The sequence below is a fragment of the Klebsiella aerogenes genome (assembly GCA_029027985.1).
In the GTDB taxonomy this organism is placed as follows: domain Bacteria; phylum Pseudomonadota; class Gammaproteobacteria; order Enterobacterales; family Enterobacteriaceae; genus Klebsiella; species Klebsiella aerogenes_A.
On sequence record CP119076.1, the window covers coordinates 1,430,546 to 1,445,996 of the forward strand.

At 57.3% G+C, this 15,451-nt stretch carries 14 protein-coding genes; 12 read left to right on the forward strand and 2 right to left on the reverse strand.

Going from position 1 to position 15,451, the window contains the following annotated elements; all coding sequences use genetic code 11:
* Positions 1-12: 12 nt before the first annotated feature.
* Positions 13-294, forward strand: coding sequence for a YfcL family protein (locus PYR66_06860; protein WEF29424.1), 282 nt, complete (start codon positions 13-15; stop codon positions 292-294).
* 136 nt (positions 295-430) lie between these two features.
* Here the strand turns inward: PYR66_06860 and mnmC are convergent, their stop codons facing one another.
* Positions 431-2,419 (reverse strand): bifunctional tRNA (5-methylaminomethyl-2-thiouridine)(34)-methyltransferase MnmD/FAD-dependent 5-carboxymethylaminomethyl-2-thiouridine(34) oxidoreductase MnmC, encoded by a 1,989-nt coding sequence (gene mnmC, locus PYR66_06865; GenBank protein ID WEF29425.1) that lies wholly within the window; start codon positions 2,417-2,419, stop codon positions 431-433.
* 160 nt (positions 2,420-2,579) lie between these two features.
* Between mnmC and fabB the strand changes: the two genes are divergently transcribed.
* Together fabB and PYR66_06875 are read left to right on the forward strand one after the other, a co-directional pair.
* Entirely contained in the window at positions 2,580-3,797 is a 1,218-nt protein-coding gene (gene fabB, locus PYR66_06870; protein WEF29426.1) for a beta-ketoacyl-ACP synthase I, read from the forward strand.
* Between the two features lie 132 nt (positions 3,798-3,929).
* Positions 3,930-5,105, forward strand: coding sequence for an MFS transporter (locus PYR66_06875; GenBank protein ID WEF29427.1), 1,176 nt, complete (start codon positions 3,930-3,932; stop codon positions 5,103-5,105).
* A gap of 42 nt (positions 5,106-5,147) precedes the next feature.
* Here the strand turns inward: PYR66_06875 and flk are convergent, their stop codons facing one another.
* Positions 5,148-6,131, reverse strand: coding sequence for a flagella biosynthesis regulator Flk (gene flk / locus PYR66_06880; protein ID WEF29428.1), 984 nt, complete (start codon positions 6,129-6,131; stop codon positions 5,148-5,150).
* Between the two features lie 109 nt (positions 6,132-6,240).
* On the opposite strand from flk, the gene pdxB reads away from it, so the two are divergent.
* The 9 genes from pdxB to purF all read left to right on the forward strand — a co-directional run bounded on the left by pdxB (position 6,241) and on the right by purF (position 15,450).
* Positions 6,241-7,377, forward strand: coding sequence for a 4-phosphoerythronate dehydrogenase PdxB (gene pdxB, locus PYR66_06885; protein WEF29429.1), 1,137 nt, complete (start codon positions 6,241-6,243; stop codon positions 7,375-7,377).
* A gap of 62 nt (positions 7,378-7,439) precedes the next feature.
* Complete coding sequence (locus PYR66_06890; GenBank protein ID WEF29430.1) at positions 7,440-8,453, forward strand: aspartate-semialdehyde dehydrogenase; 1,014 nt, start codon at positions 7,440-7,442, stop codon at positions 8,451-8,453.
* Positions 8,453-9,265, forward strand: a complete 813-nt coding sequence (gene truA, locus PYR66_06895; protein WEF29431.1) for a tRNA pseudouridine(38-40) synthase TruA — start codon at positions 8,453-8,455, stop codon at positions 9,263-9,265. The genes PYR66_06890 and truA overlap by 1 nt, the downstream gene beginning before the upstream one ends.
* 51 nt (positions 9,266-9,316) lie before the next feature.
* The gene (locus PYR66_06900) at positions 9,317-9,976 is read left to right on the forward strand and encodes a DedA family protein (protein ID WEF29432.1); all 660 of its coding nucleotides are present in this window, start codon (positions 9,317-9,319) and stop codon (positions 9,974-9,976) included.
* A 199-nt stretch (positions 9,977-10,175) separates the two neighbouring features.
* Entirely contained in the window at positions 10,176-11,090 is a 915-nt protein-coding gene (accD, locus tag PYR66_06905) for an acetyl-CoA carboxylase, carboxyltransferase subunit beta (GenBank protein ID WEF30375.1), read from the forward strand.
* Positions 11,091-11,175: 85 nt separating this feature from the next.
* On the forward strand, positions 11,176-12,444 hold the full coding sequence (gene folC, locus PYR66_06910) for a bifunctional tetrahydrofolate synthase/dihydrofolate synthase (protein WEF29433.1): 1,269 nt from the start codon (positions 11,176-11,178) through the stop codon (positions 12,442-12,444).
* On the forward strand, positions 12,434-13,132 hold the full coding sequence (gene dedD / locus PYR66_06915; GenBank protein ID WEF29434.1) for a cell division protein DedD: 699 nt from the start codon (positions 12,434-12,436) through the stop codon (positions 13,130-13,132). The genes folC and dedD overlap by 11 nt, the downstream gene beginning before the upstream one ends.
* A 278-nt stretch (positions 13,133-13,410) precedes the next feature.
* Positions 13,411-13,899, forward strand: coding sequence for a colicin V production protein (cvpA, locus tag PYR66_06920; GenBank protein WEF29435.1), 489 nt, complete (start codon positions 13,411-13,413; stop codon positions 13,897-13,899).
* A gap of 33 nt (positions 13,900-13,932) precedes the next feature.
* Positions 13,933-15,450: an amidophosphoribosyltransferase gene (purF, locus tag PYR66_06925; GenBank protein ID WEF29436.1), complete on the forward strand. Its 1,518-nt coding sequence runs from the start codon at positions 13,933-13,935 to the stop codon at positions 15,448-15,450.
* Position 15,451: the final 1 nt, after the last annotated feature.

Consider the following 15,451-nt stretch of genomic DNA (forward strand, 5'->3'; position numbering starts at 1 on the left):
AGAGGAAAGACGATGATCGCGGAGTTTGAATCACGCATTCTGGCGTTAATTGACGATATGGTAGACCACGCCAGTGATGACGAACTGTTTGCTGGCGGTTATCTGCGCGGCCACCTGACGCTGGCGGTGGCTGAGCTGGAAGGGGAAGGGGAGCATTCAGCGCAGGCGATTAACGACAAAGTCGCCAGCAGTCTGGAGAAGGCTATCAGCGCGGGTGAGCTGTCGCCGCCGGATCAGATTCTGGTGCAAGGCATGTGGGATAACCTGTATCAGCAGGCGAAAACCCCGGCCTGATCAATGATGTCGTCCGGATGAGACGTTAACCGGCATCCGGGCGCTCTCTCCGGTCATGCTGCGCTTACCGGGGCTACCAAACCGTAGCCCGGATGAGGCGTTAGCTGCTATCCGGGGATTATCTCTGTCGCCGCGGTTATTTTACCGCTCTTCCTTTCAGCAATTTTCTTACCCACAGTCGATTCGGATTCAGCGCCGCCAGCGTTTCGCTATCCAGCGGCAGCGGTTCATCGCTCATCTGCGCGGCCAGCAGTTCTGCGCTTAACGGCGCGGTACACAGCCCGCGAGACCCTAATGCGCCCAGCATAAACAAGTTGTGATAGACCGGCGCGCTGTCGGCGTCGAGCTGCTGCTCGTGGAGGCTGGCGTACTGACTCAAGGTTGCCTCGTAGTCCGGAACATTGCCGATCATCGGCAGGTGGTCGCGGGTCGCGCAGCGCACGCCGCAGCGGGCGTCATTGGCGCTGACATCCACTTCTTTTGCCCAGTCCGCGTGCGGGAAGCAATCAATCAGACGTTGGCGATTCTGCTGCTGATCTTCCACGCTAAAGTCGGTATCCGTCTTGCCGCGATGGTAGCTGGCACCGATGCAGTGCTGCTGGTTAACGGGGTTCTGTGGCGTCAGATAGCCGTCGTAGCACAGTACCTGGCGCAGTGCGGAAAGCCCCGGCGTCGTGGGGATGTGACTGACCTGACCGCCGACTGGATAGGCCGGTAGCCGCGCTGTCTGGGCAAAATCAGTCATCCGATAGCCATTCGCCAGCACCACCGCCTGATGGCGGTGCTGCTGGTTGAGTAGCCAGCCATCGTCCTCGGCGTCGATCGTTTCAACGTGATAGCCGTAGTGAACATGCAGACCGCGGGTCGCCGCCAGCGCCAGCAGTTCTGCGGTTAGCTGCTGCGGGTGCAGCCAGCCGCCGGAGGGATAGGTGATACCGCCGCAGCCGGTCGCGACGCCGGTAAGCTCCGCCGCCTGCTCTGCGGTCACTGCGCAGGCAATGTCCGGCGGCAAATTCAGTTCCAGCATCCGGGCGATTTTATCCGCGCTGGCATTATTCCAGCCGAGTTGCGTGACGCCGCACCACTGGTGGTCGAACATCACCGGTAGTGCGTCATAGAGACGGCGGGCGAAGGTAAACGCCGCAGGGAAAAAGCGCGTTAGCGCCCGATCGTGTTGGCTTAATAACGGATATAGCGCTCCCTGGCGATTCCCGGAAGCGCCGTTGGCGGGCACCGCGTCGGCGCAGTACAGGGTGACCTGCCAGCCGCGGCGCAGCAGCGCCAGCGAGAGCAGGGCGCTGGCGATCCCGCCGCCGATCACCGCCGCTTCACGGGAGTTGCTGCCGCGGCGGGCAAACCATGGCGACCGGGCAGGAACCGGCGCATCGGCGGTCAATTCGCCGATCAGCATTTCGCGCTTACGGCCAAAGCCTTTGCTTTTCCGCATGGTGAAACCGGCGTCCTGCAGTCCGCGGCGGACAAAGCCGGCGGAAGTGAAGGTCGCTAACGTGCCGCCGGGACGGGCCAGGCGCGCCATGGCGGAAAACAGCCCCGGCGTCCACATGTCCGGGTTTTTCGCCGGCGCGAAGCCGTCGAGGAACCAGGCATCGATCTGGCGATTGAGTGAATCGTCGAGCTGGTCGGTGAGTTCATTGATGTCGCCAAACCATAAATCCAGGGTCACGCGGCCCTCGTCAAGCAGCAGGCGGTGACAACCGGCGATGGCCTGCGGCCACTGCGCCTGCAGCTGTTCTGCCCACGGCGCCAGTTCCGGCCAGTGCTGGTGCGCCCGGCGCAGATCGTCAGCTTTCAGCGGAAATTTTTCAAAACTGATGAAATGTAATCTTTGCAGCGTAGCCTGCGGATTATCACGGCGGAAAACATCAAACGCCTGCCACAGCGTCAGGAAATTGAGTCCGGTGCCAAACCCGCTCTCCGCAACGATAAACAGCGGGCGCGGATGGGTTGGAAAACGCGTATCGAGGCGGTTGCCGCCGAGAAAAACGTAACGCGTCTCTTCCAGACCGTTGTCATTAGAAAAGTAAACGTCGTCAAAATCTCGGGAAACAGGTGTACCCTCAGCGTTGAATTCCAGGTTGGCGGGTTGTATGGCATTTTGTTTCACGTAAGTTACTCGAATCACAAGGCGTAGCACGATCTTAACGATGTGTGCCGGAAGGCGCAAATTTATACACAAAATGGCTGATCGGACTTGTTCGGCGTACAAGTGTACGCTATCTTGCGACTCGAAACTTTAAAATAGTGATGACTTACAGAGGTATTGAATGAAACGTGCAGTGATTACTGGCCTGGGTATCGTTTCCAGCATCGGTAGCAACCAGCAGGAAGTCCTGGCATCCCTGCGTGAAGGACGCTCGGGGATCACTTTCTCTCAAGAGTTCAAAGATTCTGGTATGCGTAGCCACGTATGGGGTAACGTCAAACTGGACACCACCGGTCTTATCGACCGCAAAGTGGTCCGTTTCATGAACGATGCCTCTATCTACGCTTATCTCTCCATGCAGCAGGCGGTTGAAGACTCTGGCCTGAAAGCAGAAGATTATCAGAACAACCCGCGCGTAGGCCTGATTGCCGGCTCCGGTGGTTCTTCTAAAGCTCAGGTATTCGGTGCTGACGCAATGCGTAGCCCGCGTGGCCTGAAAGCGGTTGGTCCATACGTTGTGACCAAAGCGATGGGTTCTGCGGTTTCCGCGTGCCTCGCAACGCCGTTCAAAATTCACGGTGTGAACTACTCCATCAGCTCCGCATGTGCGACCTCCGCACACTGCATCGGTAACGCGGTAGAGCAGATCCAGCTGGGCAAACAGGACATCGTTTTTGCTGGCGGCGGCGAAGAGCTGGGCTGGGAAATGGCCTGTGAGTTCGATGCGATGGGCGCACTGTCCACCAAATACAACGACACCCCAGAAAAAGCGTCCCGTACCTATGACGCACACCGTGATGGTTTCATCATCGCAGGCGGCGGCGGTATGGTTGTGGTTGAAGAGCTGGAACACGCTCTGGCGCGCGGCGCGCATATCTATGCGGAAATCGTCGGTTACGGCGCAACTTCTGACGGCGCGGACATGGTTGCTCCGTCCGGTGAAGGCGCAGTGCGCTGCATGCAGATGGCGATGCACGGCGTTGATACCCCAATCGACTACCTGAACTCTCACGGAACTTCTACCCCGGTAGGCGACGTGAAAGAACTCGGCGCAATTCAGGAAGTGTTCGGCGACAACAGCCCGGCAATTTCTGCAACCAAAGCGATGACCGGTCACTCTCTGGGCGCTGCTGGCGTGCAGGAAGCTATCTACTCACTGCTGATGCTGGAACACGGCTTTATCGCCCCGAGCATCAACATCGAAGAAATGGACGAGCAGGCTGCCGGCCTGAATATCGTGACCAAACCGACCGATGCTCAGCTGACGACCGTCATGTCCAACAGCTTCGGGTTTGGCGGCACCAATGCAACTCTGGTGATGCGTAAATACAACGCGTAATCAGCAGCGATTGAAAAAGGGGAGCCTGAGGCTCCCCTTTTTTTTGGCTTCTTGACAGGGTCCGGCGAGAGCAGGCACACTGCCGCGAATCATTATCATCTCCTCGCCTTGCCCTGCGAACTGGAGTAAAACATGTCCGCAGCGACTGAAACGACAAACACTTCGACAGCGAATTTCTCGCTCTTTCGTATTACCTTTGCAGTTTTTCTGACCTACATGACCGTGGGGCTGCCGTTACCGGTTATTCCGTTGTTTGTGCACCACGATCTTGGCTTTGGCAACACCATGGTCGGCGTGGCCGTCGGTATCCAGTTTCTCGCCACGGTACTAACCCGTGGTTATGCCGGGCGGTTGGCCGATCAGTACGGCGCGAAACGTTCTGTGCTACAAGGCATGCTGGCCTGCGCGTTGGCCGGCGGTGCCTGGTTGGCGGCGGCGCTACTGCCGGTGTCGGTGATAGCAAAATTTGGCCTGTTGGTTTTGGGGCGCTTAATACTCGGCTTTGGCGAAAGCCAGCTCCTGACCGGCAACTTAAGCTGGGGGTTAGGCCTGGTGGGCCCGCTGCGCTCCGGCAAAGTGATGTCGTGGAACGGCATGGCGATGTACGGCGCGCTGGCTGTCGGCGCACCGCTGGGGCTGCTAATTTACAGCCGCTTCGGCGTGGCGGCACTGGCCTGCGTCACAATGGCGTTGCCGCTGCTGGCGTGGGCGATTAACGGCACGGTACGTAAAGTTCCGGCTCATGGCGGCGAGCGACCTTCGCTCTGGAGCGTCATCGGCATGATCTGGCGTCCGGGAATTGGCCTCGGCTTGCAGGGCGTTGGCTTCGCGGTGATCGGCACTTTCGTATCGCTCTATTTCGCCAGCCACGGCTGGGCGATGGCTGGTTTTACGCTGACCGCGTTTGGCGGCGCTTTTGTCCTGATGCGTATTCTGTTCGGCTGGATGCCGGATCGCTTCGGCGGGATAAAAGTGGCGATGGTGTCGTTGTTGATTGAAGCTATCGGCCTGATGATGCTGTGGCAAGCGCCGGGAGCCTGGGTGGCGCTGGCGGGCGCCGCGCTGACCGGGTGCGGCTGCTCGTTAATCTTTCCGGCGCTGGGCGTCGAGGTGGTAAAACGGGTTCCGGCTCAGGTACGCGGCACCGCACTTGGCGGCTATGCCGCATTTCAGGATATCTCCTACGGCGTCACTGGCCCGCTGACCGGCCTGCTGGCTACATCGCTCGGCTACGCTTCCGTTTTCCTTGCCGGCGCGATTTGCGCGGTATTGGGCATTGTGGTCACGTTGTTGACGCTGCGTAAATAAACGCATAACGGCGGCTATCTGGCCGCCGTTATTGCATAAGGCTTACAGTACCAGCCACAGCAGGATAATCGCCACCAGAATCGCGATCGCGATTGCCCACGCTTTTTTGCTATATACCGCCTGAGAAACGGGCGTTGGTTCAACCGGGGAAATCAGCAGCGTTGCCTGAGCGCGGGCTACGCGCAGCGCAAAGACTTTATTTAACAGCGTTAATACCTGCGGGCTGGTTAAGGTCGTCGTTGGCGTCACGTGCCAGCTATTTTGTGCAAAATCGGCGATTTTCTGCCACTCCTGCGCCTCCAGCGGTTGCTTAAGCGCCGCCTGCAGTGAATTCATTGTCGGCGCCGTCTGCGTGCTCAGCGTTTGTCGCGCCTGCAGCCAGTAAGAAAGCGGGGTGAAATGAGTGGCGGGGATGAGTTCACCGGATTTCACACCGCATAGCTCAAGCATCGATTGCCAGATAAGCTTGCTGGACTCCCCGGTCGCGGCGGCCAGTTTGGTGACCAACTGATTCAGGGTGTTATGTTCCGCTGGCAGCAGAGGGCGCAACGTCGGCGTACGCTGCTGTGGCTGCGGGATCGCCAACTGGCCGTTTTGCAGCAGGTGCAGTACGTTTTCCAACTGCGCCTGCGTGAGAGCGTGCAGCACGGTTTGGCCATAATTCTGACGGATATAATCGCTGACCGCCTGGCGGTTATTACCCTGGGTCAACAGTTCGCTGAGCTGGGCGAGAATTTGCCGGTGGTGGTGGTTTTGCTGCGCGACGCTCAAGCGCTGATTCAAATTGCTTTCAGCGGCGGTGAAATGGCTCGCCAGCAGAGGCGTGTCGCCTTTCAGACCCAAGTCGTGCTTCACGCAGGCCCACACTTCGGCATTTTGCTGCGATGTCAGGGTCACCAGTCGTGTAATCAGCCGCTCCAGAACGGTGCGTTGCTGCATGGTGAGCGCGTTTGGACCCACGGCGGATGCGCCGGATGGGCCTGTCCCCGGAGGGCGATCGGACATACCTGAAATGGGTGGTGTCATGATTAATCCTTGCCGTAATGCTGTACTGAAGCCGGGCGATGATGTTCCTGGCGGCCAGATTATGGCACACTTCCCCGGTTTACTCTCGTTCTCAGACAGGTACTGAACCGTGAAAATCCTCGTTGATGAAAATATGCCCTATGCGCGTGAACTTTTTAGCCGTTTGGGAGATGTGCAGGCCGTCCCTGGTCGTCCCATTCCGCAGGAAGCGTTAACCGATGCCGACGCGCTGATGGTGCGTTCCGTCACTAAGGTGAATGAAGCGCTACTCTCCGATAAGACGATTAAATTTGTCGGCACCGCTACCGCGGGCACCGATCATGTTGACCAGACCTGGCTGCAGCAAGCGGGGATTGGATTTTCCGCCGCGCCAGGCTGTAATGCGATCGCGGTGGTAGAGTATGTTTTCTCGGCGCTGCTGATGCTTGCCGAACGCGATGGATTCGCGCTGGCTGACCGCACCGTCGGTATTGTCGGCGTCGGTAACGTCGGTGGACGCTTGCAAAAACGGCTGGAGGCGCTGGGGATTAAGACTCTGCTTTGCGATCCGCCGCGCGCCGATCGTGGCGATGAAGGCGATTTCCGCACGCTGGATGAGGTAGTGCAGCAAGCGGATATTTTGACCTTCCATACGCCGCTGTTTAAAGACGGACAGTATAAAACGCTGCATCTGGCCGATGAAGCGCTGATTAGCCGTCTGCAGCCGGGGACAATCCTGATCAACGCCTGTCGCGGGCCAGTGGTGGATAACGCGGCGCTGCTCAGGCGTCTGCAGGCCGGGCAGAAACTGAGCGTAGTGCTTGATGTTTGGGAACCTGAACCGGATCTGAATACTGATTTGCTGGCGCGTGTCGATATCGGCACGTCGCATATCGCCGGTTATACCTTAGAAGGCAAAGCCCGCGGCACCACTCAGGTTTTCGAAGCCTACAGCGCGTTCATCGGTCATCCGCAGCAGGTAGCGCTGGATACATTACTGCCCGCGCCGGAATTTGGCCGCATTACCCTGCATGGTCCGCTCGATCAGGCTACGCTGAAAAGGCTGGTCCATTTGGTGTATGATGTGCGCCGCGATGATGCACCGCTGCGCAAAGTGGCCAGCATTGCCGGTGAATTCGACAAGCTGCGCAAAAATTATCAGGAACGCCGCGAATGGTCTTCGCTGTACGTGCAGTGCAGCGACGAAAAAGCGGCGACGCTGCTGCGTCAGCTCGGTTTTAATGCCGTACATCATTCTGTTCGTTAATATCTTCTTAATGACCCTGTTGGATAATCCGGCAGGGTCGCTTTTTTCTGGAGTACACCACCATGTCTGAAGGCTGGAATATTGCCGTACTGGGCGCAACCGGCGCCGTAGGCGAAGCTCTGCTTGAAACCCTTGCTGAACGCCAGTTTCCGGTAGGCGAAATTTATGCGCTGGCGCGCAATGAAAGCGCGGGCGAGCATCTGCGTTTTGGTGGCAAATCAGTCATCGTGCAGGACGCCGCAGAATTTGACTGGACTCAGGCTCAACTGGCTTTCTTCGCCGCAGGCGCTGAAGCCAGCGCGACATATGTCGAAGAGGCGGCCAACTCCGGTTGTCTGGTTATCGATCTCAGCGGTCTGTTCGCGCTGGAGCCGGACGTGCCGCTGGTGGTGCCGGACGTTAACCCGTTTGTGTTGGGCGATTACCGTAACCGCAACGTGATTGCGGTGCCGAATAGCCTGACCAGCCAGCTGCTGACGGCGCTGAAACCGCTGATTGATGATGGCGGCCTGTCACGTATTACCGTCACCAGCCTGCTTTCCGCCTCGGCGCACGGTAAAAAAGCGGTAGATGCATTGGCAGGGCAGAGCGCCAAACTGCTGAACGGTATTCCGATCGATGAAGACGATTTCTTTGGTCGCCAACTGGCCTTTAACATGCTGCCGATCCTGCCGGATCGCGAAGGTAGCGTGCGTGAAGAACGACGTATTGTCGATGAAGCGCGCAAAATTCTGCAGGATGACGGTCTGATGATTTCGGCAAGCGTCGTACAGTCGCCGGTATTCTACGGCCATGCGCAGATGGTGAACTTTGAAGCGCTGCGTCCGCTGGCGGCGGAAGAGGCGCGGGATGCCTTTACCCGCGTTGAGGATATCGAGCTTTCTGAAGAAGGCGAGTTTCCGACCCAGGTCGGCGATGCTTCCGGCAACGCGCGGCTGTCCATCGGCTGCGTACACAACGATTACGGGATGCCGGAACAGATTCAGTTCTGGTCGGTCGCCGATAACGTCCGCTTCGGCGGTGCGTTGATGGCGGTGAAGATCGCGGAGAAGCTGGTCCAGGAGTATCTGTACTGATGTCTGAGGTAGAGCAACAGCCGGTTTATAAAATCGCGTTGGGCATCGAGTACGACGGCAGCAAGTATTACGGCTGGCAGCGGCAGAACGAAGTACGCAGCGTGCAGGAAAAGCTGGAAAAGGCGTTGTCGCAGGTGGCTGCCGAACCGGTGCACGTGTTCTGCGCCGGGCGTACCGATGCCGGCGTTCACGGTACCGGCCAGGTGGTGCACTTTGAAACTCGCGCTCAGCGCAAAGACGCTGCCTGGACGCTGGGCGTAAATGCGAATTTGCCTGGTGACATCGCCGTGCGTTGGGTGAAGCATGTAGCGGACGATTTTCACGCCCGCTTCAGCGCGACAGCTCGCCGCTATCGCTACGTTATCTATAATCACCGCCTGCGACCGGCGGTGTTAAGCCAGGGGGTGACGCACTATTACCATCCTCTGGATGCTGAGCGGATGGATCGCGCCGCTCAGTGTTTGATTGGCGAGAATGACTTCACCTCGTTTCGCGCGGTGCAATGTCAGTCGCGCACGCCGTGGCGCAACGTGATGCACATTCACGTGACTCGCCATGGGGCTTATGTGGTGGTGGATATCAAAGCGAATGCTTTTGTTCATCATATGGTAAGGAACATCGTTGGCAGCCTGATGGAAGTAGGCGCCGGAAACCAGCCAGAGAGCTGGATTGCAGAACTGCTGGCGGCTAAGGATCGGACTCTGGCTGCCGCGACGGCAAAAGCGGAAGGATTGTACCTGGTGTCGGTGGATTATCCGGCCCATTTCGACCTGCCGGTGATGCCGATGGGCCCGCTGTTTTTGGCGGACTAATATCAGCGCTCTCGCGTCTGGGGGCGGTTGTCACTAAAGGCTAAGATAAATATGGACCTGATTCATTTTTTGATTGATTTCATCCTGCATATTGATGTGCACCTTGCGGAGCTGGTCGCGCAGTACGGCGTCTGGGTTTATGCCATTCTGTTCCTGATTCTGTTCTGTGAAACCGGCCTGGTGGTGACGCCGTTCCTGCCCGGAGATTCTCTGCTGTTCGTTGCCGGTGCGCTCTCCGCGCTGCCGACTAACGATCTCAACGTACACCTGATGGTCACGTTGATGGCCATTGCTGCAATTGTCGGCGATGCTCTGAACTACACCATCGGTAGAGTGTTTGGCGAGAAGCTGTTCAGTAATCCGAACTCGAAGATTTTCCGTCGCAGCTATCTCGACAAAACCCACACCTTCTATGAACGTCACGGCGGCAAGACCATTATCCTGGCCCGTTTTGTACCGATCGTCAGAACCTTCGCGCCGTTTGTGGCGGGAATGGGCCATATGTCCTATCGTCATTTTGCAGCGTACAACGTGGTTGGCGCGCTGCTGTGGGTGCTGCTGTTCACCTACGCCGGGTATCTGTTCGGTGATTTACCGATTGTTCAGGAAAACCTGAAGCTGCTGATCGTGGCGATTATCGTCCTGTCTGTGCTGCCAGGCGTCATCGAAGTGATCCGCCACCGTCGTGCGGCGGCAAAACAGGCTAAATAAGCCCTCGGCGGCATGTTTGCCGGGCGTCAATGTGGCGTCCGGCGCGCAAAGTGTGAGCGGTTCGACCACTTTTTTATCCCATGTTACGGGATGTTATGATTTAATGTGTCACATTCATGGTCTGTAAGGGGCAAAAGTGGCATTATGCGCCCCTTGCGACAAAACTGGCATCGACCAGGTTCAGGTAGAAAGGTTATCAATGAGCTGGATTGAACGAATTAAAAGCAATATAACCCCCACCCGTAAGGCAAGTATTCCTGAGGGTGTATGGACCAAGTGCGACAGCTGCGGTCAGGTACTGTACCGCGCAGAGCTGGAGCGCAACCTGGAGGTTTGCCCTAAGTGCGATCACCACATGCGTATGTCGGCGCGCAACCGCCTGCATAGCCTGCTGGACGAAGGTTCTCTTGTGGAACTGGGAAGCGAGCTCGAGCCAAAGGATGTGCTGAAGTTCCGCGATTCGAAAAAGTATAAAGACCGTCTGGCCTCCGCACAGAAAGAGACCGGCGAGAAAGACGCGCTGGTGGTGATGAAAGGCACCCTGCACGACATGCCTGTCGTTGCGGCGGCGTTTGAATTCTCCTTTATGGGCGGGTCGATGGGTTCCGTCGTCGGCGCGCGTTTCGTTCGTGCGGTTGAGCAGGCGCTGGAAGACAACTGTCCGTTTATCTGCTTCTCCGCCTCCGGCGGCGCGCGTATGCAGGAAGCGCTGATGTCGCTGATGCAGATGGCGAAGACCTCTGCGGCGCTGGCGAAAATGCAGGAACGTGGCTTACCGTATATCTCCGTGCTGACCGACCCAACCATGGGCGGCGTCTCCGCGAGCTTCGCCATGCTGGGCGACCTCAATATCGCTGAGCCGAAAGCGCTGATTGGCTTCGCCGGTCCTCGCGTTATCGAGCAGACCGTGCGCGAGAAGCTGCCGCCGGGATTCCAGCGTAGTGAGTTCCTTATTGAGAAAGGGGCGATCGATATGATTATTCGCCGCCCTGAAATGCGTCTGAAATTAGCCAGCATCCTGGCGAAACTGATGAATCTCCCTTCTCCGGAGGCTGAAGCGCCTCACGAAGGTGAGGTGGTACCGCCGGTACCGGATCAGGAACCAGAGGCCTGATAATGCAGAGGGCAGGGCCAACCAGGCGCTGCCCTTTTTCATTTAGGGTATATATGTATTTTTACCGTTAACTCTCGCGGACATCATGGAAAAAGATTCTATTCCTCAGGCCACGTCGCCCCTGGCTACGTGGCTTTCTTATCTGGAGCATCTGCACAGTAAAGCGATCGATCTCGGATTGGCGCGCGTGAGCGAAGTCGCCGGGCGGATGGCGGTGTTAAAGCCAGCGCCGTTTGTCTTTACGGTCGCGGGCACCAACGGCAAGGGCACTACCTGCCGGACGCTGGAATCGGTGCTGATGGCGGCGGGTTATAAGGTCGGTGTCTATAGTTCGCCGCACCTGGTGCGTTATACCGAACGCGTGCGCGTACAGGGCGCCGAGCTGCCGGAAGCGGCGCATACGGCCTCATTCGCTGAGATAGAAACGGCGCGCGGCGATATTTCGCTGAGCTATTTTGAGTTTGGCACCTTGTCCGCGCTGTGGCTGTTTAAACAGGCGCAACTGGATGTGGTCATTCTGGAAGTCGGGCTGGGGGGTCGCCTCGACGCCACCAATATCGTCGATGCCGACGTGGCGGCGGTAACCAGCATCGCGCTGGATCATACCGATTGGCTGGGAGCGGACCGTGAAAGCATTGGCCGTGAAAAAGCGGGTATTTTCCGTACCGGCAAACCGGCGGTTGTCGGGGAGCCTGATATGCCGCAGACCATCGCCGCCGTCGCAAGCGAGAAAGGCGCGATGTTGCTGCGCCGCGACGTTGACTGGCGCTATAGCGTGGCAGAACAGTCGTGGAGTTTTAGCGACGGGCAGGGGGCATTAAACGAACTGCCGCTGCCGCAAGTTCCGCTGCCGAATGCGGCGACGGCGCTGGCGGCGCTGCGCGCCAGTGGGCTCGATATCGCCGAACAGGCGATCCGCGATGGTATTCGTCACGCCATGTTGCCGGGGCGTTTTCAGATTATCAGCGAGACGCCGCGAGTGATCCTCGATGTCGCGCATAACCCGCACGCAGCGGCTTATCTCGCCGGGCGTCTCAAAACCTTAGCGAAAACGGGGCGCGTACTGGCGGTTATTGGTATGCTGCATGATAAGGATATCGCTGGAACGCTGGCGAATCTGGCGGAAGAAGTCGACGCGTGGTACTGTGCGCCGCTGGAAGGGCCGCGCGGCGCGACGGCTGAGCAGTTGATTGCGCATCTGCGCGCCGGGACAAGCTATGACAGCGTTGCCCGGGCGTGGCACGCCGCCATGGCGGATGCCAAAGCCGAAGATACGGTGCTGGTGTGTGGTTCCTTCCACACGGTAGCGCATGTAATGGAAGAGATAGACGCGGGGAGAATCGGTGGCGAGTAAGTTTCAGAACCGTTTAGTCGGGACAATCGTACTGGTGGCGCTGGGGGTGATTATTCTCCCCGGGCTGCTCGATGGTCAGAAAAAACATTATCAGGATGAGTTTGCGGCGATCCCATTGGTGCCGAAGCCAGGCGATCGTGATGAGCCGGATATGCTGCCAGCGGCGACTCAGGCGCTGCCTTCGCAGCCGCCGGAAGGAGCCGCGGAAGAAGTGAGAGCGGGGGATGCGGCGGCGCCGTCGCTGGATCCATCACGTATTCCGGTGAACAACAACAGTTTCGATGAGGTTCAGGAGCCGACGGTCACGGCGAAGCCGCAACCGAAACCGCAACCTAAGCCGATAGAAAAACCGCAGCCGCAGCAGGTAGCGCAGACTCCGCCTCCGGCGAAACCGCAACCACAGCCGCCGCAACAACAGCAGCAGGCCGCTATTCCGGCGCCGACCGGCAAAGCCTATGTGGTGCAGTTAGGCGCATTGAAAAACGCCGATAAAGTCAACGAGATCGTCGGTAAGCTACGTTCATCCGGTTTTAAAGCCTGGACATCGCCATCCACGCCGGTTCAGGGTAAAATTACCCGTATTCTGGTGGGGCCGGATGCGTCGAAAGATAAGCTGAAAGGACAACTCGGCGAACTGCAGCAGATCTCAGGTTTGAGCGGTGTGGTGATGGGGTACAGTCCGAATTGATCCTCGCCCCTTATACTTCAGGTTGTAGGTATGTCGGTTTTCCGGCGACGCGAATTATTGGGGCGTATCAGCAGTGATGGGGTGAGATAAATGGCGGATTAGCCTGCGAAACCCCTTGTCGGATACGCCCTGCAGAGGCGTGAGGCAGTATGGCGTTGAATGTTTTTTCAGCGCCATTTTTATTTTTGTAGGGCACGGAAATCCCTACGCAAACGTTTTCTTTTTCTGTTAGAATGCGCCCCGAACCGGACGACAGGGCGTAAAATCGTGGGATGTATATGGTCTGGATTGATTACGCCATTATTGCGGTAATTGGTTTTTCCTGTTTGGTTAGCCTTATCCGCGGCTTTGTTCGTGAAGCGTTATCGCTGGTGACATGGGGATGCGCCTTCTTTGTCGCCAGTCATTACTACACTTACCTGGCTGTCTGGTTCACGGGCTTTGAAGACGAACTGGTTCGAAATGGGATTGCTATCGCGATATTGTTTATCGCAACGCTTATCGTCGGCGCTATCGTTAACTATGTGATCGGCGCGTTGGTGGAGAAAACCGGTCTGTCAGGAACAGACAGAGTGTTGGGGATCTGTTTTGGCGCCCTGCGCGGCGTACTGATCGTCTCGGCTATTCTGTTCTTTCTTGATAGCTTTACCGGTATGGCAAAAAGTGAAGACTGGCAAAAGTCAGAGCTTATCCCGCAGTTCAGTTTCGTTATCAGGTGGTTTTTTGACTATCTGCAGAGCTCGTCAAGTTTCTTGCCCAAAGCATAAGCGTTGGGATGTAGCTTAACGAGGAAAAGACGTATGTGCGGTATTGTCGGTATCGCCGGTGTTATGCCGGTAAACCAGTCGATTTATGACGCGTTAACGGTGCTTCAGCATCGTGGGCAGGATGCCGCGGGCATCATCACCATTGATGCGAATAACTGCTTCCGTTTGCGTAAAGCTAACGGACTGGTGAGCGATGTGTTCGAAGCGCGCCACATGCAGCGTATGCAGGGAAATATGGGGATTGGCCACGTTCGTTACCCAACGGCGGGCAGTTCCAGCGCTTCTGAAGCGCAGCCTTTTTACGTTAACTCGCCGTACGGCATTACGTTGGCCCACAATGGCAACCTGACGAATGCCCATGAGCTGCGTCAAAAGCTGTTTGAAGAAAAACGCCGCCACATCAACACCACCTCCGATTCCGAAATCCTGCTTAACATCTTTGCCAGCGAGCTGGATAATTTCCGTCATTACCCGCTGGAAGCCGATAACATCTTCGCCGCGATCGCCGCGACGAACCGCCAGATCCGCGGCGCATATGCCTGCGTGGCGATGATTATCGGTCACGGTATGGTTGCCTTCCGCGATCCGAACGGTATTCGCCCGCTGGTGCTCGGCAAACGCGATATCGGCGATGGCCGCACCGAGTATATGGTGGCCTCCGAAAGCGTGGCGCTGGATACGCTGGGCTTTGAATTCCTGCGTGATGTCGCGCCGGGCGAAGCGGTGTATATCACCGAGAAAGGCCAGCTGTTTACCCGCCAGTGTGCGGAAAACCCGGTCAGCAACCCGTGTCTGTTCGAATACGTCTATTTCGCGCGTCCGGATTCCTTCATCGACAAGATTTCCGTCTACAGCGCCCGCGTGAATATGGGCACTAAGCTTGGCGAGAAAATTGCCCGCGAGTGGGAAGATCTGGATATCGACGTGGTCATTCCGATCCCGGAAACCTCTTGTGATATCGCGTTGGAAATCGCCCGTATCCTCGATAAGCCGTACCGTCAGGGGTTCGTTAAAAACCGCTACGTTGGCCGCACCTTCATCATGCCGGGCCAGCATCTGCGCCGTAAATCGGTGCGCCGCAAGCTGAACGCCAACCGCGCTGAATTCCGTGGTAAGAATGTGCTGCTGGTGGACGATTCCATCGTTCGTGGCACGACCTCTGAACAGATTATCGAAATGGCGCGCGAAGCCGGGGCGAAGAAGGTGTATCTGGCCTCTGCGGCGCCGGAAATTCGCTTCCCTAACGTTTACGGCATCGATATGCCGACGGCGAATGAGCTGATTGCCCATGGCCGTGAAGTTGACGAGATCCGCCAGATCATTGGCGCTGACGGTCTGATTTTCCAGGATCTGGACGATTTGATTGACGCGGTACGCGCAGAGAACCCGGATATTCAGCAGTTCGAGTGCTCGGTCTTTAACGGCGTATACGTCACGAAAGACGTTGACCAGCAGTATCTTGATTATCTCGATTCCCTGCGTAACGACGACGCGAAAGCGGTTCAGCTGCAAACCGAAGTCGAAAACTTAGAGATGCACAACGAAGGTTAAG

Excerpts from the sequence above, each read along its gene's own strand:
- PYR66_06860 (WEF29424.1), top strand. The coding sequence starts at position 13 with ATGATCGCGGAGTTTGAATCACGCATTCTGGCGTTAATTGACGATATG.
- fabB (WEF29426.1), top strand. The coding sequence starts at position 2,580 with ATGAAACGTGCAGTGATTACTGGCCTGGGTATCGTTTCCAGCATCGGT.
- PYR66_06875 (WEF29427.1), top strand. The coding sequence starts at position 3,930 with ATGTCCGCAGCGACTGAAACGACAAACACTTCGACAGCGAATTTCTCG.
- flk (WEF29428.1), bottom strand. The coding sequence starts at position 6,131 with ATGACACCACCCATTTCAGGTATGTCCGATCGCCCTCCGGGGACAGGC.
- PYR66_06890 (WEF29430.1), top strand. The coding sequence starts at position 7,440 with ATGTCTGAAGGCTGGAATATTGCCGTACTGGGCGCAACCGGCGCCGTA.
- truA (WEF29431.1), top strand. The coding sequence starts at position 8,453 with ATGTCTGAGGTAGAGCAACAGCCGGTTTATAAAATCGCGTTGGGCATC.
- PYR66_06900 (WEF29432.1), top strand. The coding sequence starts at position 9,317 with ATGGACCTGATTCATTTTTTGATTGATTTCATCCTGCATATTGATGTG.
- accD (WEF30375.1), top strand. The coding sequence starts at position 10,176 with ATGAGCTGGATTGAACGAATTAAAAGCAATATAACCCCCACCCGTAAG.
- folC (WEF29433.1), top strand. The coding sequence starts at position 11,176 with ATGGAAAAAGATTCTATTCCTCAGGCCACGTCGCCCCTGGCTACGTGG.
- cvpA (WEF29435.1), top strand. The coding sequence starts at position 13,411 with ATGGTCTGGATTGATTACGCCATTATTGCGGTAATTGGTTTTTCCTGT.
- purF (WEF29436.1), top strand. The coding sequence starts at position 13,933 with ATGTGCGGTATTGTCGGTATCGCCGGTGTTATGCCGGTAAACCAGTCG.